The 17,051-nt window shown below is 55.3% G+C and carries 23 protein-coding genes and 1 pseudogene; 4 read left to right on the top strand and 20 right to left on the bottom strand.

Translation table 11 applies throughout. The features are described from left to right. The 3 genes and pseudogenes from QPM17_RS23870 to QPM17_RS21705 all read right to left on the bottom strand — a co-directional run. Window positions 1-64: hypothetical protein (locus QPM17_RS23870; RefSeq protein WP_422732793.1), on the bottom strand; the 64-nt coding region annotated here is incomplete at its 3' end. 87 nt (window positions 65-151) lie between these two features. Then, window positions 152-455: pseudogene (locus QPM17_RS21710) on the bottom strand (arginase family protein); the annotation flags it as partial. 33 nt (window positions 456-488) lie between these two features. Then, on the bottom strand, window positions 489-1,649 hold the full coding sequence (locus QPM17_RS21705; RefSeq protein ID WP_285393819.1) for a hypothetical protein: 1,161 nt from the start codon (window positions 1,647-1,649) through the stop codon (window positions 489-491). 615 nt (window positions 1,650-2,264) lie between these two features. Between QPM17_RS21705 and QPM17_RS21700 the strand changes: the two genes are divergently transcribed. After that, the gene (locus tag QPM17_RS21700) at window positions 2,265-2,438 is read left to right on the top strand and encodes a hypothetical protein (RefSeq protein ID WP_285393818.1); all 174 of its coding nucleotides are present in this window, start codon (window positions 2,265-2,267) and stop codon (window positions 2,436-2,438) included. 722 nt (window positions 2,439-3,160) lie between these two features. Here the strand turns inward: QPM17_RS21700 and QPM17_RS21695 are convergent. From QPM17_RS21695 to QPM17_RS21665, 7 genes are all read right to left on the bottom strand, one after another. After that, window positions 3,161-3,328, bottom strand: a complete 168-nt coding sequence (locus tag QPM17_RS21695; RefSeq protein WP_285393816.1) for an SOS response-associated peptidase family protein — start codon at window positions 3,326-3,328, stop codon at window positions 3,161-3,163. A 165-nt stretch (window positions 3,329-3,493) separates the two neighbouring features. Beyond that, the gene (locus QPM17_RS21690; protein WP_285393814.1) at window positions 3,494-3,712 is read right to left on the bottom strand and encodes a recombinase family protein; all 219 of its coding nucleotides are present in this window, start codon (window positions 3,710-3,712) and stop codon (window positions 3,494-3,496) included. Window positions 3,713-3,761: 49 nt separating this feature from the next. After that, on the bottom strand, window positions 3,762-4,187 hold the full coding sequence (locus QPM17_RS21685) for a hypothetical protein (protein ID WP_285393812.1): 426 nt from the start codon (window positions 4,185-4,187) through the stop codon (window positions 3,762-3,764). 31 nt (window positions 4,188-4,218) lie between these two features. Then, on the bottom strand, window positions 4,219-4,371 hold the full coding sequence (locus tag QPM17_RS21680; protein ID WP_285393826.1) for an MbcA/ParS/Xre antitoxin family protein: 153 nt from the start codon (window positions 4,369-4,371) through the stop codon (window positions 4,219-4,221). A 233-nt stretch (window positions 4,372-4,604) separates the two neighbouring features. Next, on the bottom strand, window positions 4,605-5,279 hold the full coding sequence (locus QPM17_RS21675) for a recombinase family protein (RefSeq protein WP_285393811.1): 675 nt from the start codon (window positions 5,277-5,279) through the stop codon (window positions 4,605-4,607). Further along, the gene (locus QPM17_RS21670; protein WP_285393809.1) at window positions 5,276-5,446 is read right to left on the bottom strand and encodes a hypothetical protein; all 171 of its coding nucleotides are present in this window, start codon (window positions 5,444-5,446) and stop codon (window positions 5,276-5,278) included. Before QPM17_RS21670 ends, QPM17_RS21675 begins: the two co-directional genes overlap by 4 nt. A gap of 52 nt (window positions 5,447-5,498) precedes the next feature. Next, the gene (locus QPM17_RS21665; RefSeq protein ID WP_285393807.1) at window positions 5,499-5,738 is read right to left on the bottom strand and encodes an MbcA/ParS/Xre antitoxin family protein; all 240 of its coding nucleotides are present in this window, start codon (window positions 5,736-5,738) and stop codon (window positions 5,499-5,501) included. A 206-nt stretch (window positions 5,739-5,944) separates the two neighbouring features. Here QPM17_RS21665 and QPM17_RS21660 point away from each other — a divergent pair, with 206 nt between their 5' ends. The 3 genes from QPM17_RS21660 to QPM17_RS21650 all read left to right on the top strand — a co-directional run bounded on the left by QPM17_RS21660 (window position 5,945) and on the right by QPM17_RS21650 (window position 7,389). Continuing rightward, the gene (locus QPM17_RS21660) at window positions 5,945-6,148 is read left to right on the top strand and encodes an MbcA/ParS/Xre antitoxin family protein (protein ID WP_285393805.1); all 204 of its coding nucleotides are present in this window, start codon (window positions 5,945-5,947) and stop codon (window positions 6,146-6,148) included. Then, the gene (locus QPM17_RS21655; protein ID WP_285393803.1) at window positions 6,148-6,558 is read left to right on the top strand and encodes an antitoxin Xre/MbcA/ParS toxin-binding domain-containing protein; all 411 of its coding nucleotides are present in this window, start codon (window positions 6,148-6,150) and stop codon (window positions 6,556-6,558) included. The genes QPM17_RS21660 and QPM17_RS21655 overlap by 1 nt, the downstream gene beginning before the upstream one ends. 618 nt (window positions 6,559-7,176) lie before the next feature. Next, on the top strand, window positions 7,177-7,389 hold the full coding sequence (locus QPM17_RS21650; protein WP_234251952.1) for a hypothetical protein: 213 nt from the start codon (window positions 7,177-7,179) through the stop codon (window positions 7,387-7,389). 232 nt (window positions 7,390-7,621) lie between these two features. On the opposite strand, the gene QPM17_RS21645 is transcribed toward QPM17_RS21650, so the two are convergent. From QPM17_RS21645 to QPM17_RS21600, 10 genes are all read right to left on the bottom strand, one after another. Next, entirely contained in the window at window positions 7,622-8,014 is a 393-nt protein-coding gene (locus QPM17_RS21645) for a hypothetical protein (RefSeq protein ID WP_285393799.1), read from the bottom strand. A gap of 281 nt (window positions 8,015-8,295) precedes the next feature. Next, complete coding sequence (locus tag QPM17_RS21640) at window positions 8,296-8,988, bottom strand: hypothetical protein (protein WP_285393798.1); 693 nt, start codon at window positions 8,986-8,988, stop codon at window positions 8,296-8,298. Between the two features lie 13 nt (window positions 8,989-9,001). After that, window positions 9,002-9,472 carry a Pycsar system effector family protein gene (locus tag QPM17_RS21635; RefSeq protein WP_285393796.1) on the bottom strand — a complete coding sequence of 157 codons (471 nt, stop codon included), beginning with the start codon at window positions 9,470-9,472 and terminating at the stop codon, window positions 9,002-9,004. Between the two features lie 711 nt (window positions 9,473-10,183). Further along, complete coding sequence (locus QPM17_RS21630; RefSeq protein WP_285393795.1) at window positions 10,184-10,369, bottom strand: helix-turn-helix transcriptional regulator; 186 nt, start codon at window positions 10,367-10,369, stop codon at window positions 10,184-10,186. Window positions 10,370-10,562: 193 nt separating this feature from the next. Then, window positions 10,563-11,846 carry a tyrosine-type recombinase/integrase gene (locus QPM17_RS21625; RefSeq protein WP_285393793.1) on the bottom strand — a complete coding sequence of 428 codons (1,284 nt, stop codon included), beginning with the start codon at window positions 11,844-11,846 and terminating at the stop codon, window positions 10,563-10,565. Window positions 11,847-12,310: 464 nt separating this feature from the next. Further along, the gene (locus QPM17_RS21620; RefSeq protein WP_285393791.1) at window positions 12,311-13,717 is read right to left on the bottom strand and encodes an ATP-binding protein; all 1,407 of its coding nucleotides are present in this window, start codon (window positions 13,715-13,717) and stop codon (window positions 12,311-12,313) included. Beyond that, the gene (locus QPM17_RS21615; protein ID WP_111414549.1) at window positions 13,671-14,351 is read right to left on the bottom strand and encodes a response regulator transcription factor; all 681 of its coding nucleotides are present in this window, start codon (window positions 14,349-14,351) and stop codon (window positions 13,671-13,673) included. The genes QPM17_RS21620 and QPM17_RS21615 overlap by 47 nt, the downstream gene beginning before the upstream one ends. Window positions 14,352-14,384: 33 nt before the next feature. Then, window positions 14,385-14,786 carry a DUF6691 family protein gene (locus QPM17_RS21610; RefSeq protein WP_111414548.1) on the bottom strand — a complete coding sequence of 134 codons (402 nt, stop codon included), beginning with the start codon at window positions 14,784-14,786 and terminating at the stop codon, window positions 14,385-14,387. Continuing rightward, window positions 14,783-15,244: a YeeE/YedE family protein gene (locus QPM17_RS21605; RefSeq protein WP_285393788.1), complete on the bottom strand. Its 462-nt coding sequence runs from the start codon at window positions 15,242-15,244 to the stop codon at window positions 14,783-14,785. The genes QPM17_RS21610 and QPM17_RS21605 overlap by 4 nt, the downstream gene beginning before the upstream one ends. Window positions 15,245-15,273: 29 nt before the next feature. Further along, on the bottom strand, window positions 15,274-17,046 hold the full coding sequence (locus QPM17_RS21600) for a SulP family inorganic anion transporter (protein WP_285393824.1): 1,773 nt from the start codon (window positions 17,044-17,046) through the stop codon (window positions 15,274-15,276). Window positions 17,047-17,051 lie beyond the last annotated feature (5 nt).

Here is a 17,051-nt window from a genome sequence, read left to right as displayed (position 1 = left end):
CCCCGAAATCGTTGACTATGACCCCGAGCCGACGACCGTCGGCATGCTGCAGCAGGTGATTCACCAGGGTGGTCTTGCCGGCCCCAGGAAGCCGGCCACCACGGTGACGCCAAGCTCGGCGGTCATGTCCTGCATGCGCCCTGCCCTGGGCCAGCAGGCCCTCTTCCTGGGCACGCCGGAATGGCGTACCGTGCGCCAGCGGCTCGCCGAACATGTGCTCATTCACGTCGGCATGGGCATCGATATGAATCAGGCCCACCGGCCCGTGCTTCTTCGCCATCGCGCGCAGATTCGGCAGGGTGATAAGGTGATCGCCCCCCAGCGTGAGCGGAATGCAGGCGTGCTGCAGCACCTCGCTGGTACCGCTCGATGATCTCAACGGTCTTGGGCAGATGAAAAGTATTGATCGGCACGTCGCCGATATCACCCACCTGCAGGCTGCCGAACGGTGCGGATGCAACATAATCTAGGTTATGATGCAATTACAATTATTTGAATGCTTTGAACCCCTGATCGTTATTATTCACCTCCAAAAAACAAAAACCATCTAAAGCCTTATCGACCCAAAACCCGACAACGTCAGATCCATGTACTTCTGAAAGCAACTTAATTTTCGAAAGAGCATCCTCAACAACCAACATTTTCCACTCCTCCTTTGTTACAAGTTCAAGATGATGTATATTATCTATCGCTGACTGCAACACCTTGGGAATAATATTTTTCCAGACTCCCTCCGTCAGAAAAAGGTTTGCTCCAGTACAGAGGGAATTATACCTCTCGAGCAACTCTGCATTTTTTTCACGCCTTGATACCGAACGAGCTTCACTTTTATCTAGGCGAGAGGAAATCATCAGATTAATTTCTTCTAAATTAACAAGCTTTTTCTCTAGCAATTCTTTGCCCTTCTCCATCTTTTGTATTTTTTGCCTCAATCTGCATATCTCATTCACATTAATCCGAGAAACACCTCCATCATATACAGACTCACTACAAAGAGCTGGGAAATCATCTGGGATCTTCCTTGCCCCATCCCCAACATTGTAATCGCAATAATTCTCGTATTTAATCCACACCTCTCTATAAAATCTTTCTTTGACCCTATTATTGAAAGCATTGTTTTTCCCCATAACCGGAGCAAACGACCAAGTGCCATCCCCCTGATTAACACCGTATGGCGTAAACCATATTTGTAACTCCGGATGTAATACATCTAGGTGCTCAAGGCGAAAGTGCGCTTGAAATCCTCTTTCTGCCAGAAACTTCCTTGCCCAATCTGTAAAATCTTTTGAAAAATCTACAAATCTCTTCGAATCAAACTCCTCCATTGTCTCAGGAAGTCTCGCAACGATAGCTCCTATTGCAATGGCATCGCGACGAACAGTTCGCCATACAACTCTTCCATTCAAGTGCATCGAATTTTTAGCATTTTGCATCTGATACGAAATCCAATCATACAGCTCGTTGGGATCACGGACTGGTCCATCTAAGTGCTTACATGCGCTTCGTGGCGCACCGGATAGGTGCGAGATGTGGGAACGGTGCCTCAAGCCCTCTGCAATGATAGCTCGTGCGCTACCAGGGTTAGAGAGGGCACCTCGCCGAGCGCCTTCAATGAGAAAAATATCTTTCTTGTGTAGCTTCATGTTCATCCGGCCGTCCTCTCGTGGTTGCTGCCCCCTTCTATAAGGGGTATAGGCACCGCTTGGTGGGCCATTCACCAGGTCAACGGTTAGGACCCGAGAGATAAGCGCTGATACAGACTAGGGTTATCTCCGTCTGACAGGGTGCTAACGGGGACCAATGCCCATTGGGCTCAAGGTCGTTACAGCCCTGAAAGGCGCCCAGGGTTGCCTAGAGCGCTGCAGCACACATAGGAATTCGACAAACCCTGTGATGGGCACTTTGGTTCATTTTCTGTCAGTTTCGTTCAGTTTCGTTCAGTTTCGTTCAGTTTTTACAATTACTAGCTTACGGATGGAGGCCGATTAGAGCAGAGGCTTTTGTTTCTCGGCTAGGCGCGACAGCAGATGTCGAGAAGGGCATAGCGGGTGACCAGATTGGCTTGGATTCCTACAGTAGCACTGTGGCGCAGGCTCGAAATGGTGAAGGGTTCCGTCCGAACAATGCCGAACCGTTGGCCTTAACGGCTGCTCGCTGGCAATTCAGTCTGCACAATAAGTTCAACGAGACCTAGAGAGTCCGAAAAAAACCCTCCCTTTTCGTGACAATCGAGTCGGAATGAATGCGTAGTGGTGGATGCTGCTATGCCCAATTGGTTCCGATTCCTGATGAGCCAGGCAGCTGGCCACCCGGAGCTGGCGACTGACCCACAACTGTTGATCTCCAGCAGCGGACATCGCGAGCGCAACGATAACATTTATGTAAGAGAAAATTGCCTACGCGAAATCGTGGGAGTCAGGGCTATCAGTGAAATGTAAGCCGCTCGGGCGGCAATCAGACAGCCCGGCATCATGCCCAGCCTCACCGGTGCCAGCCCAAAACTCGACATGCAGACATTATCCTTCGGCAGGTAACCGAGTCTCACCTAAGCAAAACAGCACTCCATTGAAGGAATGGCTGAGCCAATACAATTGTAAAGTCCAGTCGGCGAAGCATAAAGATTAGTATAGACACAATGGCAGATCACAATGATAGCCCGAGCGACACGGACCGGCATTGCAATCAACAGCCGGCGGTGGCCAGGTTCCCAAGGAAAGGCTGAGGGGCAGTATCTGACTCACCAGTCTTTTATAAAACCCATCTACTCTATCATTCTCTTATAACTCTCTAATTCACTCCTTCAGCATAGGCTGAAGCGGATCCTCTCGGCCATAAGCCGACCTTGAGAAAATTTTTATATAACGTGGAGCTTCAGCAACGGCCGTGAGTGTAACAAGTGACCGGCCGTCTGTAAGCGCTTGCTTGTGAAATCTGACTTCCTAGGTATTTGATACTTATGTTTAGTAAAAATATTGCTCCATGCCGAAAAATTCACCTATAAGCGTACCTGCAGCTTTTGGTGGCATTTCCGCTTTAGGTCGAGTCGCGATTCACTGCGGACTCCAATAGTTGGAGGTTGCTAGCTTCTCCACCGTGGCATTGATCGGCTGCGGCGCTCTCTCGCTGGCCCAGTGAGGGCGATAGCCCCACCACAGCTCAGTCACATCACCAATGGCGCCTCATCATCGGCGCGGCGTACTGCCGTGATGAAGGTACCCGGGGAAACGTTGTAGCGCTGCGCGAGCGGCACTGAAGGCTCGGCTAGCGGTAGCCTCAGCGAGGCCGATAGCTTGGGGTAATCACTGTAGAGCGCACAGCGTCCACACATGGCGTATCTCGTTAGCCTGACAACTGACCCGCTGACGCAGCAACGCTCATCTGCGATCCCGCCATTCACAATAAATCATGCCGGCACCTTCAGCGCTCTAAGGGGTTGGGGCGACGGCACTGCGAGCTGATTTAACTTCGGTGACTTCCATAGCCTGGCGGGTGACTAGAATACCCGAGGCGATTCAAACCGACCGAGCTTCCACGCCGCCAGAGTGACGCCGTCGCGTTGGGAACGCAGGTAAGCCTGCCGCTCGGGACGCTCTCGCTTGATGTGGGTGACTCGCTTCACGAAGACCTGCTCACAATCGGCTTCTTCAAGGGCGCTACGCTGCAGCTGGGCGGACCGGTACCGGGTGCTGAGGCGGAGATAGCCGATGATCATGCAAGGTCTTCTTGCTGTGTATTGAAATAGTCAGGTGGCGGTATGAACATCACGGAGCACGTCCGCCGCCGCGGTCAGGCCGGCGATCGTGTAACCAGTCCAGCCAGTCAACTTCGAAAGCGACTGGCCCCGTCTCACCATCAACGACAGGCCTGGCTGCGCCACGTAGATAGCGCATGAAGTCATCCCGATACATTTCCGGGATGTCTCGAATCCGCACATAAGGCGGCCCTGTTGATGTATGGTGCACTTTGACGTTCGGCTCACCTTCTTCGGGTGGTGCACGACGCAGCGTGCGTCGACCATCACCCAACGTCTTTTGCATTTCCCAAAGCTCGTGTGCAATAGCGAGCATGGCACGAGAAGCATTAGGATCCACAGCTTCCAGCCGTAAACCGTGCTCTTGCAACAAAGAGGCATGATCGTTGAGATCATCAACTAGGATCTGGATGTCATGATCGGAGAAGACAACCATCCGATACTCCGAAGTTATGCGCTATCGAGCGTCATGAGAATTCGCCGCATTCGATTTTTCCCAATGCCTCGCGTATCGACTGCCGCCCTTTAGATGTGCCGAGCAGATCCACGGGCCGCGAGTCAGATAGCGCCGGCGCCTCGCAGTGCAGCCACTCGCGAGCGATGTCGGCGTCCTCGAACACTTTAGCGGCATAATCCAGCACAGCCTGAGCATCGAGCACCTCAGCGACGGGGTGGCCACGTTCGGTCATTTGCTTGATCGCTTCGACCTTGAATTCTTCGGTGTTTCGTTGACGGCTCATGGGACCTCCTGGTGCCTTCAGTATAAGGCCTGGAGCTGACTACGAAACTCGGGGCGATTCAGCGCCGTGGAATCCATAGAAACTGCGCTGTGGAATCCATGGAAAAGCAGCCCCTATACTTCTCGCCCCACAGACGGCGCATCCTGCCAGGATCGCAGCTCTTCCAGCTCGGGCGCGTCAGGACCGCACTCTGCCAGCAACTGCTCGAGCTTAGGATGGTTTGCCGCCTTGGCTAGGCCTTCACGCTCCAGGGACGCGTTCAGGGTCACCCGGCTGACTCCAAAGTGCTTGGCCACGTCGGTCTTGGTGAGCTCGGGATCCGCCAGCATCGCGGCGGCCTTTCGCACATCCGCCGCCGACAGGGTGGGGCGACGCCCCCCTTTTCGACCACGGGCACGCGCCGCCGCCAGGCCAGCCAGGGTCCGCTCCCGGATCAGGCTATGCTCGAACTCCGCTAGTGCCCCGAAGATGTGGAACACCAGCTTGCCGCCGGCGCTGGTGGTATCGATCGCCTCGGTGAGGGACCGGAAGCCCACACCGCGCTCGTTCAGCTCATGGATCAGCTCTACCAGGTCCTTGAGCGAGCGTGCCAACCGATCGAGCTTCCACACCACCAGGGTGTCGCCGTCACGCAGGGTTCGCAGGCAGGCCTGCAGCTCGGGGCGTTCTCGCTTGGTGCCGGTGACACGCTCCTCGAAAACTTGCTCGCAGCCAGCCTCCTCGAGGGCAGCACGCTGTAATTGGGGATTCTGGTCTTGGGTACTGACGCGGGCGTAGCCGATGATCATGCGTTACCTCCCGACGTGTCCGTGACATCCTCAAGGTTCAGCGCCTCCCAGTCCTCGATGCCCACCGGCTCGAACGGTGCGATGTACTCGCTCACCGAGGCCCTTAAGCGCTCCAGAGGGCCGCTATCGGCAGCCCTGGGCGCCTGTTCCTCACTTGCTCCTGTCATCGTGCCCCCTGGTCACCCACCAACTCTCAGCCACGCCCTCAACGGGGTCGGGTCAGGTATGAACTCCATGCTCGATCTTGCCTATCAGGTCCAGCACCTGCTGAAGGTCTGCCCGCATCACATCGACGGGGCGCTCTCCTCCGAGCCCCATGACCTCTTGATGCAACCAGCGCTCAGCCCCCTCAAACAACCCTATAGCCGCCCGCCAGACAGCGACCGGATGGTACTTCTCTGGATCAATGGTTTCAGGCATTGGCAGCCACTCAAGCGGCGTATCGCTTCGCTTGGTCATTACCGCCTCCATTGATCAATGAAAAACGCTGGTTTTCTTGGCATCATGATCTCAAGTCAGTGGCCATGCCAGAGGGGCTGTGACAATTGTCCCCAAGTAGTGCCGGCCGAAAAGTCTGCTGTTCCGAGTCGCCGAGGTCCGTCAGGTGTCATACTGAGTACAGCAACCTCTAATCGTCGGTAGAGGTCAATTACCGGAGGCGCAACATGGCTGAGACATCAGTTACGACCCAGTCTGTAGTCCGCCTGGCTGAAGAAACCTTTGAGGATAGGGACAAGGCTATCACTTGGCTGACTCGTCCCAATGAAGCGCTAGGAGGTCATCCGCCAATCATGCTCTGTGGTACAGAGCCTGGTGCCAAGCAAGTCAAACGCATCCTTCGAGCTCTTGAGTGGGGCGGGGTCGTGTGATGGAGATGCTGAACCAAGACAAGGCCACCACGGGGCTAAAGACCGCCGTCACGATCCTGGGGAAGTGGGGCGCCACCGCTGAGCAAGGTACAGCCATCTTGCGTGTCTCACCTGAAACCTATGCGCGTGCCCAGCGCCACGATTTAAAATGGCAGGTGTCTCTGGATGAAGACCAGCTCACCCGCATCAGCTACGTGATGAACATCCACGCGGCGCTCCGTGTGATCTTCGATAACCCCGAGAACCTGTATGGTTTCATGAGAATGGCCAATTACAACGAAGGCTTCGATGGTCGGTCACCGCTGGAAGTCATCGCTACCGGCGACATTGGTACGCTACGCGAGACGTGGCTACGCGTGAACATGGAGCGCCCGACAATCAACGGTGATGAAGACCGGGTAAGGCTGTAGCCCTTCTCCCGCTTGACCTTGACCCTCGCCAGGCCATCGCCGATGGCCTCTTACGCTTTGTTCGGCACCCTCTGGAGGGACCAAGCTGTGATGGCCACCCCCCGTTGTGAGGTCAGGGCGACGATCGAACTTGACCTGCCGTCCGTCACCTAGGCTTTTCTGAACCTCCCAAAGCTCCTGCGCGACAGCCAGTGCGGTGATAGCCGTTTCGGGGCTGTGTCCATCAGCCGAAGCCTGTTGGTGGCCGTACCCAGGTTAGGTGTGAGCTCCATGAGCTTCTCAATCCAGGAGTATCCCATGACAGAACCCAGCGCTATCGAGGAGGACACAGCGGCAGTACTGGACGCCGCTGGAGTGGGTTTGCGGCTCGAGGGAACAAGCCCGCACCTGGTTCCACAACGAGCCAATTGACGTTTTTGACTACCAGACCGCCGAGCCACTGGTGAGCGTTGGGCGCACCAACGATCTACTGCGCTATCTGCGGTCACTGGAAGCAGGCCCAGCCGGCTAGTGGATGCACGAAAGAAAACCTTCGTTTACTTTACACCATGGCGTCACCATGTTGGCCGTGCCAAGTTTGGGTGTGTGCCCGTGATCTTCTGAATCCAGGAGTGGCCCATGACAGAACCCAGCGCTATTGAAAAAGACACAGCGGCAGTGCTGGACGCCGCCGAGCGGGTCTGCGGCTCGAGAACTCAAGCCCGCACCTGGTTCCACAACGAGCCAATCGATGTGTTCGATTACCGAACCGCTGAGCAGCTGATGGCTGCGGGCCGTGCCGAGGTGCTGTGCCGCTGTCTGCGGTCGCTGGAGGCCGGCTGGCTTGGATGAGGCGGCAACTACCAAGGATTCCTTAGTAGTTCGCAAGCAATCGAAAGAAAACGCACCTTTTCTGAAAGTAGAAATATTTACGCAATTTCTTTACGCTCTCCAGGGCGGAGTGCGTAAAGAAAACGACCATATCGCATACTGCCGCTATCGGCCATGAGCGGTCATTGAGATTTTTCTGGTATTCAACGCTGAACGAAGCGGCGCGTCTTGCGCGCCCGCCTTCCGTGACTTGTTAAACGTGGTTCGATTCCCGTACTAAGTGGCGTACCTGGATTGGTGCATTTTCTTCCATCGGAGCGATCACGTGAATGAGCTCTCGTGATTCAGCAAGCTCCACCAAATGCTCTGACAACAAGGTCTCAATTCTGCCCAAATAACCAGGCACCTTTTTATGAAAGGTCGATGAACTCTTCCCTTTTGAAAACGGATTTTGAGAGTGAAGCATAGCTCCACATTCATCGTATAACCGTTCGAACTGTTTTCTTGTAAGGTACCCACCCTGAACTCTATGCCAGCCTTGTCTATCGAAACCGTCTATCGGGACTGGATAGAAATCAGGGTTGATGCTCTCAATCTTGCGCAAGATCCTAGCCGCATGCCAATCCTTCGCAATATCTTTTCTCACGGAACGGTAGGCCTCTTGGTATGACACTAGCGAGGAGAACGCAATCAACTCAAGCAATTTCCGTAACTGAAGGGCTTCTGACTCGATCGTGGTCTGGAGATAGGTGCAGTGAGTTTTTCCGGATATGAAATCACGCAGTGTTTCTACCCTATAGCGACATTCCCACATCATCGAAGCGTATTTTCTGCGAGCTCTACTTTCCATGCTTTACCTTTTAACGCTTCAATAACCGGCGCAGCTTTGCTGCGTCCGGCGCCAAGGGCGCGAAGTTGATAGACATGTTAAGAGATACTCCACCACCAAGTAGACCTGTATATTGTGCGATCCATGTCGGTCCATGTTACTTTTTCCCACATCGGCTTCCCTTTGGAGAATTTAACTGATTCGTGCAGCATATCGTACACATCTGAACTTATTCTGGATGGATAGGCATTGGATAAGCTGCCCATCTTTGCAGCATGGTTCGCCGCTCTCCCAACCCAAACCAAATCGTTTGACCCCCGTATTCCCGTTCGAGCAACAAAAAGCTTAGAGCTATCAACTGCTACAGTGTGTTTTACTTCGTACGCAGCTTTAGGATATTGTGTTTTGAGCGCGGGATTAATTATATTAATTCTTGCATAATTAATTTTTAGAGCGGCTCTAGCGGCAGATGTATTTTTTGTGTCGCCTGTATATACAGCCATGATTCTATCACCATCATAGGCGGTAATATCGCCACCTTCCGAACGTATTATTTTCGCGGCGCAGTGAAGGAACGATCTGTAAACCTCTGCGGCAAAAAAAGCCTTCTTCGAGTCCACAAGCTTTGTGGATTCAGACATATCTGCATAGAGAACAACACCATCTAGTTTTACAGCATCGTTACTAAGCTTTAGATCACTTGGCTCAGGAACAACTTTCCCATCTCTCTCTGACCACTGCTCTTTGAATATCTTTTTAACCTGCGCATCTAGATCATCCTTTAAAGACATTTCCGATTCCTGGTTATACGTAAAGAAAATAGACTGCAAAAACCCAAGGCAAGACGCTGAAAAATGTGAACATGAAAGCAAGCTTAACATTCGCGTACTTTTTCGCTGCTATCTCTGCATTTCGGTACGCTTGTCCAAGTAAGTCATCTTGAATTTCTGAGTCGCTAGCCTTAAAGAAGTTTTCTTTGAATTTCGCTTCTGATTGTTTCGAAATCCCCCCGAAAAATACATTCGACTCTTTAGGCCCATCTAAACGAGGGAAAATAGCAAGCGCCAGAAAACCCAAGCTAAGCAATATCGGAATAGCCGAAATGCTGCATGCAACAGCTGTAGATATGGTCCATACGGGAAGCATCTTAATTAATGCCGCCAACAAACCTAACATGGCAATGTTTATCGCAAATAATGGTGGCACCTTCGAATCAGCTGTTCTAACCCAATCAAGCTGAAGTGCCAGTATCTTTTCTGCTCTTTCAGTATTCACTGAGTCTCCCATGTACTCTTAAGAGGTATTAGTCAACGCGCTTGTTTATTGACTACAACGAGCGCGCGCTTTCAAGAACGTTATGCCGCTCGCACGCAAGGCCCCTAAGGCATGGATATATCGAACAATTACGTATAGCTTGGCTACATAACACCAATCATCGTGCCGGCGGCATAACACGAATGGACGTGCCAGCTGCCTTTGCCAGCATGACCGCTTTGGGTCGATTCCGGCCTTCAGCCATGCACTATCGACTCATGCACCAAATCCAGCCGCCCCCACCCCATGTGGTAGGCCGCGTTATCCAGAAAATGAAGCCATTGGTTTCCGCACATCTCGGACGCCACCACCACAGATTATAAGCTGATTCATGCAGCCTATACGCTAGGCCCAGGCTGCATCAGGCTCCCAGAGCAACGCAGACGAAAGAGAATATCTGCGAGCGCATAGGTTCTCAAGCAAGCTCTTGGTCTGTGGTCACAAAGTACACGCAAAGCCCAGATAGGGGGAGTGTACCGGATGGGGCAGTGGCTCGCGGGAGGTCGGAAGGTGCAGGCCGCCATGCTTGGAGCAAGCATGGCGGCAGAAGGCAGGGTCTGTTCGGGGAAGTACCTCGGCCAGGCCGCTAGGCGCAGTAGAGCTCACCGCCGCTGCTGTAGAGCGACAGTGAGTCTCAGATGATCTAGCAGCTACTTGCAGGCATGGGAACAATCAGTCGTCATCCGGCCCATCGATACGCTCACGGATCCAGGCATCGACATCCTCCTCAACCCAGGCCACAGCCCGGCTCCCTAACAGTACTGGTGATGGAAAGTCTTCGGCCTTGATAAGACGATGCATGGTCGAGTTGCTGAAACCACAGCGCTTCAAAACCTCAGGTCGGCGAATCAGTCGCATGGTACGTTCCTCAATTGAAGGTAATTTTCTTTGGCTCGCCTTCTATAAGGGGTACAACACTCACCAACTCGACATTTGGTTGTCTGCGCCGCTCTTCGGCACCTCATCTCGATGAGCCGATACGCATCCCACTCGGTGACAGCTGCTTGTTTGAGAGCCCTGCTAGCGGTCTGCAGACGCCATCAGCGGCGCCCTAGCCAGCCGCAAGAGCTGCGTTTCTGCGTGACTCGTCTTCTCTGCCATGACGATACTGCTCAGCGTTATCCAGCCCCTCACGAAGTTCGTCCAAGTAGTTCGCCCACGTTTGCAGCATCTCCCGCCGCTGATCCAAAAATTTGGTCCGGTTATAGGCTCGGCCATTAGCATCTTTCACCTTATGAGCCAGCTGTTGCTCAACGTAATGCTCGGGGTAATCCAAGCGCTCAGCGATGATTGTTCTCGCCGTGGCCCGGAAGCCGTGAGCGGTTTGTCTTCCCTTGTACCCCATGGAATCCAGGGCGCCCTTCATCGTGTTCCCGGACATCGGGCGTTTGCTGCTGCGCAGGCCAGGCAAGACAAAGTGTCCGCGACCGGTGAGAGGATAGAGTTCACGAAGAATCGCCACGGCCTGCCGGGGTAGCGGCACAATCAGCGGCGGTGAGTTCTTGCTAGGCAGGAAGCTCCAGGTTGCTTCATCGAGATCGAAGTCCTTCCAATCCGCATGGCGCAGCTCACCGGGACGCACGAACAGCAAGGTAGCCAGCTTCAGAGCAGCGATCGTGACAGGCTGGCCGCGATAGCCATCAATTGCACGGAGGAGCCCGGTGAGTTCTTCGGGATCGGTGATGGCCGCGTAATGGCTCACTGTTGGCTGTCGCAAGGCGCCTCGCAGGTCGGTCGTTGGGTCACGGTCAGCTCGTCCCGTGGTGACGGCATACCGGATGACCTGGCCCACAACGGTCTTGATGCGAATCGCGGTCTCCAGGTGCCCCCGCTTCTCGACCTTGCGCAAGCACTCCAGCAATTCGAGCGGGGTGATGTCCGCTACAGGTCGGCTGCCCAGGTAAGGATAAACATCACGTTCTAGCCGGCTCTTGTTCTTGCTGTAGTGCGTCGGCACGACATTATGCTTGTGAACTTCTTCCAGCCATTCTGTCGCTACGGCCCTGAAGGTGTTCGCCACACTGGCCTTGCCCTCCAGCTTGGCGATACGCTTGACGGTGCTGGGATCTGAACCTTGAGCTAACAGCTTTTTTGCCTTGTCCCGCTCGTCCCGGGCCTGAGCAAGCGATACCTCGCCGTCCTTCGAGCCATAGACGCCGATAGCCAGGCGCTTCTCCTTCCCGTGGAAGCGGTACTTCAGCCGCCAATATTTTCCGCCGGACGGAGTCACCTCCAGATAGAGACCGCCCCCATCGGCTAAGCGATAGGTCCTATCGCGAGGCTTGGCGTTGCGCACAGCGGTGGCGGTCAGTTTGTTGGTCTGGCGTTGGCTCATGGGGGCACCAAATGGGCATCATGTGGTTGTGCCCCCATTGATGCCCCCTTTGGAGGGGGCATGTCAAGAATCTTTCTGACATGTCATGAAACGTCGCCCAACCAATGAAGCCCATGGTTGCGGGGTTTATGGCATGTTCTGGGATGGAGCGGGAAGGAAATTTGGTGGGCCCAGCTGGACTCGAACCAGCGACCAAGGGATTATGAGTGCAACCAAGCCATTTTGGGGAACGCGCCTGCAACGCATGTCTCCAGTAATTCAATAGCTTATGAATTTCCACTCATTGCTTGGCTCACACCAAATTCACCCAGTCGGCAACCAAAACGCAACCAGTGCGGTTGGAGCAATGTTCCCTCATTAAAACCGGGGCCCGTCAAACTCACGCTGGCTAAGATACTTCGCGGCACCGGCAGCTTGGCGCTTCCGAGCTGTCCAGCTTTAAGCAGGGGTGATTCAAGGTGTGTTCACCGGACGGTTACCGAAAGTGGGCGCACCGGCAAGATCAAACTCGCCTCTAAACCACCCTGAACGGGCCTTTTAAAATGCAGAGCTCCCTCAAAACGCTCTGCAATCGCAACGACAATCGCTAGCCCCAGACCACTTCCACCATCACGGCTAGAGCGCCAGAAACGCTCGGTCAGGTTTGCCAGCGTCTCGTCATTCAACACTGCGCCGTAGTTGCTCACCTTTAGGGTGGCCCATGACCTGGATGGGTGTGTCTGCAGTTCTACGGTCACTTTGACTGGCTCGGTTAAATCGCCGTGGCGCAAGGCGTTATCGATAAGGTTACGCAGTGCAGCAACCGCCAACTCTCGAGGCATTTCCAGTTCGGCGGAAGAAAAGACGGGGCTGAAATCGATTCGATTCGTCTCAGCATGCGTTGCAGCATCCTGTATCGCCAACGAAATGACATCCTCCAAGGTGCAAGCTTCACCGTCCTCAAACGCAGTCCGCCCCTCGACACGTGCCAACAACAGGAGCTGCTCCAAGATGCGTACCATGCGAGCCACCCCTTCCTCGGCATAGCTCAAGGCGCGCTCAGCCGCTTCTCCTTCGACCCGCCTGGCGACTTGAAGATGCGTCTTGATGGCCGTTAAGGGCGTGCGGAGTTCATGGGCCGCGTCACTGGTGAAACGCTGCTCACGCACCATAGCCTTATGGACTCTGAGCAAAAGACTGTTGAGTGTCAGGATCAAAGGCCGTAGTTCGCTAGGCGCTCCCTCCAAGCTTACGGTTGTCAGTGCCTCAGGATGACGCCTGGCCAACGTATTACGCAAACGGCCAAGTGGTTTCAGGCCGCGCAGCACGCCCAGCCATAGCGCTCCCATACTGCCCACTAAGGCTGTGAGAAACGGGACTACCGCTACCTTAATGACATCGCGTAGAAGAATGTCGCGCTCATCCATGCGGTCAGCGGTGGTAATGATCATGCCGTTTCGTTCGTAGGTATATACTCTCCACGTCGTTCCAGCTTCCTTGCGGTAGGTGTAACCCTGCTCGCCAGGGGCGAGAATATCGTCCATTTCGGCGTGAGAGCGGGCAATGACTTCACCGCGTGGTGAGTGAATCTGACACGCTAAGCCTTCAATTGGAGGTATCGTCAACGCGTCATGATCGATGCGACCCCACACTTCTGGGGGTAATTGTTCCATCAGGCCGGCCACCATGCGTGCCGATTGGGCGAGACGCTTATCCAGCGTCAACTCCACTTGGGTATGTAGGTCGCGCAACAGCCAGGTGGCTGCAAGTCCCCAAAGCAGGGTTAACGTCAGCCCAAGGGTGAGAAGTAGGCGGGTGCGTAAGCTCATCGTTTTTCGCTTCAGCTCACCTTGGTGGATCAATGGCGTCTGGCTTGCCCAGGCGATACCCAAGCCCACGTACCGTTTCGACGACTCCACTGCCTAATTTACGGCGCAAGTTATGGATATGAACGTTCAGCGCATTGCTCTCGAGTTCATCGCTCATGCCGTACAGGCGATCCTTGATCTGGTCAGCCGTTAACACGCTGCGAGGTGATTGAAGAAATGTCTCTAGCAACATCAATTCCCGACGCGATAAAGGAATAACTTCATCTGCGACCGTGACGCACCGCGAAAGTGGATCCAGGCTTAAGGAACCGTGCTCAATCAAGGAACTGGAGCGTCCCGACGACCGGCGCAACAGGGCGTGCAACCGCGCAACGAGTTCGTCGAGATCAAACGGCTTGGTCAGATAATCGTCCGCACCAGCCGTTAACCCTGCCACACGATCCGGAACGGCATCTCGAGCCGTCAGAATGAGTACGGGGATATTGCGCTTTTCAGCTCGCCATGTCTTGAGCAAAGTTAACCCGTCGCCATCGGGCAAGCTGAGGTCAAGTATCGCGATGTCGCTAGCGACATCTTTCATGGCCATGCGAGCCTCAGCCAGCGTGGCGAAGGCATCTACCACAAAGTCATAAGCTTCGAGACCTGCCTGAATGCCGGACGCGACGAGGGTATCATCCTCGATAAGTAGCACGTGCATGATTGATCCTGTACGGAGAGCGGTGGTAATCAGCTAGACGCGTCTGGCAAGCCACCAGCCACCAATCATTGCCAAGAGCATGGCGGCGAGAGGGGCTGTCAGCCCTGCAATCGAGGCGATGGCAGGTCCCGGACAGTAGCCCGAAAGCCCCCAGCCGATGCCGAATAGCGTGGCGCCACCGAGCAGACGACCATCGAGTTCACGCTTTGTGGGTAACTGAAACGCGTCGCCGAAAAGGGGGCTGCTCCGACGAAGCACTAGCCGATAGCCGATGAAGGTAGTGACAACGGCCCCGCCCAGCACGAAGATCAACGTAGGATCCCATTCGCCGGCGATATCCAGGAAACCTAGGACACGTGCCGGATCGGTCATGCCCGAGATGGCGAGTCCCAGGCCGAACATGAGACCTGCAAGATAGCCCATCAGAGCTTTCATGCCCCACCTCCCACGATGTGGCGAGCGACATAAACCGTCACCACAGCGCTAAGCAGGAACGTGCCGGTAGCCGCCATTGAGCGCGGCGATAAGCGTGCCAAGCCGCATACACCATGGCCACTGGTACAGCCACTGCCGAGCCCCGTCCCGACGCCGACCAGTAAACCTGCAATTAACATCGACAGCACACCACCGGCAGGATCGCCGATAATTTCGTTTGGCTCATTCACAACGTTTCCTAGGTCGCCCCCAGCCAGAACGAGTAGGATAGGACCGGTAACCAGGCCAGCCAAGAACGCGGCCCGCCAGGCGCTGTCGCCCTTGGGGCGCGCTGTCACTAACGTACCGGCAATGCCACTGATTCCTGTTACACGCCCTAGGGTAGCCATCAACCAAGTGGCAGAAATGCCGATGAGTATGCCGCCAAACAGACCCTGCAAATTTGATGTCCAGTCCACGCGTAACCTCCCTACATTTTAAGCTTCAATCAGTCCGGATTTCCTGCGTTGGCCAACTCCGTCCCACCGCAGGGTTGTCCAAGGTGTTGCGATTCGCCGCGCAAATAACGCCAGGCATCGAAGGTACTGAGAAACACACGCCCGGTCAGCTCGCGGCAGAAGTCAGTATGCTTCAGGCGATCCATCACCGGTCCTTTGGCCTCGGCCAGGTGTAGCTTGACCTCTGCATCCCGCAAGCGGGTGTTGATCGCCTCAAGACTTTCGAGCGCCGAAGCATCGATCGTGTTGACCGCCTGGCACGCCAGCACGATGTGGGCAAGCCCCGGCTCGCGTGACGCCAACGACATGATCAAATCCTCAAGGTAGCGCGAGTTGGCGAAGTAGAGGCTTTCATCGACCCTAAGGATGGCCAGACGCGGATCCGTCTCGACTCGATGACGCTTCACGTTGCGAAAGTGTTCGGTACCTGGTAGCCGGCCCACCACCGCGCTATGAGGGCGGCTGGTGTTGTAGAGATGCAGGGCCAGGGATAGCCCCACACCGGCCAGGATGCCGCTCTCCACACCATGTCCCAGGGTGACGATCATGGTCACGAGCATGGCCATCGCATCAGAGCGTGAATAGGCCCAGGTACGACGTATGGCGGAAAAATCGACCAGTGACAGTACCGCCACGATGATGGTCGCCGCCAAGGTGGCAATGGGTAGATAAGCGATCAATGGTGTCAGAAGCAGAGCGGCGATGGCGATCCCTACCGCGGTAAAAGCCCCGGCGGCGGGGGTTTCGGCACCAGCGTCGAAGTTGACCACCGAGCGGGCGAAGCCGCCGGTGACCGGCATGCCACCGGTAAACGAGGCCGCGATGTTTGACGCCCCGAGCCCCACCAGTTCCTGATCTGGGTCGATGCGCTGGCGCCGCTTGGCGGCCAGTGTCTGGCCCACCGACACCGATTCGACGAAGCCAACCACACTGATCAGCAGTGCCGCCACGAACAGCTCGCGCCACAGCGTCATATCGAGACTCGGCAGGTTCAGCGGTGGCAGGCCCGCCGGAACCTCACCCACGACCGCCACGCCACGTTCGCCAAGCTCCAGGCCCCAAGACGCTAGTGTGGTGACCGCCACGGCGAGAATCGGCGCGGCGCGCACCACCATATCGGCACTGCCCGCTGGCAGCCCCAGACGGCGTAACCCCGGCCCCATCCAGCGACGCGAAGCATAAAGAAATGCCAGGGCACCAATACCGATGAGCAGCGTAGGCCAGTGGGTCAGTCGTAAGCTTTCGACCAGGCCGCCCGATACTTCGATCAGATTGTGGCCCGACACCTCGATACCCAGCAAATGCTTCAGTTGGCTGGCAGCAATGATCAACCCAGATGCAGTAATGAATCCGGAAATGACCGGATGGCTGAGAAAGTTAGCCAGAAAGCCCAGCCGCGCCACACCCATAAGGGTAAGAATAAGGCCAGACATCAGCGCCAGTACCAGGGCAGCTCCCAAGTATTCTGGCGACCCCTGCGGGGCGACACGACCGATAGCCGCCGCTGTCATCAGTGAAACCACAGCCACCGGCCCTACGGCTAGGGTGCGGCTGGTCCCGAAGAGTGCATAAGCGAACAGCGGAGCGATGCTGGCATACAGCCCCACCTCGGGGGGGAGACCCGCCAGCATGGCGTATGCCAGCGACTGCGGGATCAGCATGACGGTCACAATCACCGCTGCTAACAAATCGTTGGCCAGCGTATCGCGCCCATAGCCTGTCAGCCATTGGAGTATGGGCAGATAGCGTTTCAGGCGGGCCATAGCAC

Origin of the sequence: Marinobacter azerbaijanicus (assembly GCF_030250645.1) — a bacterium.
GTDB classification, from domain to species: Bacteria; Pseudomonadota; Gammaproteobacteria; order Pseudomonadales; family Oleiphilaceae; genus Marinobacter; species Marinobacter azerbaijanicus.
The sequence above is the reverse complement of the archived record's forward strand: the minus strand, read 5'-3'. Positions and strand labels throughout refer to the sequence as shown.

Bases quoted from the DNA above. Each gene is read 5' to 3' on its own strand.
- QPM17_RS21665 (WP_285393807.1), bottom strand. From the start codon at position 5,738: ATGACCAAGCGAAGCGATACGCCGCTTGAGTGGCTGCCAATGCCTGAA.
- QPM17_RS21705 (WP_285393819.1), bottom strand. From the start codon at position 1,649: ATGAACATGAAGCTACACAAGAAAGATATTTTTCTCATTGAAGGCGCT.
- QPM17_RS21625 (WP_285393793.1), bottom strand. From the start codon at position 11,846: ATGAGCCAACGCCAGACCAACAAACTGACCGCCACCGCTGTGCGCAAC.
- QPM17_RS21655 (WP_285393803.1), top strand. From the start codon at position 6,148: ATGGAGATGCTGAACCAAGACAAGGCCACCACGGGGCTAAAGACCGCC.
- QPM17_RS21690 (WP_285393814.1), bottom strand. From the start codon at position 3,712: ATGATCATCGGCTATCTCCGCCTCAGCACCCGGTACCGGTCCGCCCAG.
- QPM17_RS21700 (WP_285393818.1), top strand. From the start codon at position 2,265: ATGCCCAATTGGTTCCGATTCCTGATGAGCCAGGCAGCTGGCCACCCG.
- QPM17_RS21615 (WP_111414549.1), bottom strand. From the start codon at position 14,351: ATGCACGTGCTACTTATCGAGGATGATACCCTCGTCGCGTCCGGCATT.
- QPM17_RS21630 (WP_285393795.1), bottom strand. From the start codon at position 10,369: ATGCGACTGATTCGCCGACCTGAGGTTTTGAAGCGCTGTGGTTTCAGC.
- QPM17_RS21640 (WP_285393798.1), bottom strand. From the start codon at position 8,988: ATGTCTTTAAAGGATGATCTAGATGCGCAGGTTAAAAAGATATTCAAA.
- QPM17_RS21675 (WP_285393811.1), bottom strand. From the start codon at position 5,279: ATGATCATCGGCTACGCCCGCGTCAGTACCCAAGACCAGAATCCCCAA.
- QPM17_RS21660 (WP_285393805.1), top strand. From the start codon at position 5,945: ATGGCTGAGACATCAGTTACGACCCAGTCTGTAGTCCGCCTGGCTGAA.
- QPM17_RS21610 (WP_111414548.1), bottom strand. From the start codon at position 14,786: ATGAAAGCTCTGATGGGCTATCTTGCAGGTCTCATGTTCGGCCTGGGA.
- QPM17_RS21685 (WP_285393812.1), bottom strand. From the start codon at position 4,187: ATGGTTGTCTTCTCCGATCATGACATCCAGATCCTAGTTGATGATCTC.
- QPM17_RS21600 (WP_285393824.1), bottom strand. From the start codon at position 17,046: ATGGCCCGCCTGAAACGCTATCTGCCCATACTCCAATGGCTGACAGGC.
- QPM17_RS21695 (WP_285393816.1), bottom strand. From the start codon at position 3,328: ATGTGTGGACGCTGTGCGCTCTACAGTGATTACCCCAAGCTATCGGCC.
- QPM17_RS21650 (WP_234251952.1), top strand. From the start codon at position 7,177: ATGACAGAACCCAGCGCTATTGAAAAAGACACAGCGGCAGTGCTGGAC.
- QPM17_RS21670 (WP_285393809.1), bottom strand. From the start codon at position 5,446: ATGACAGGAGCAAGTGAGGAACAGGCGCCCAGGGCTGCCGATAGCGGC.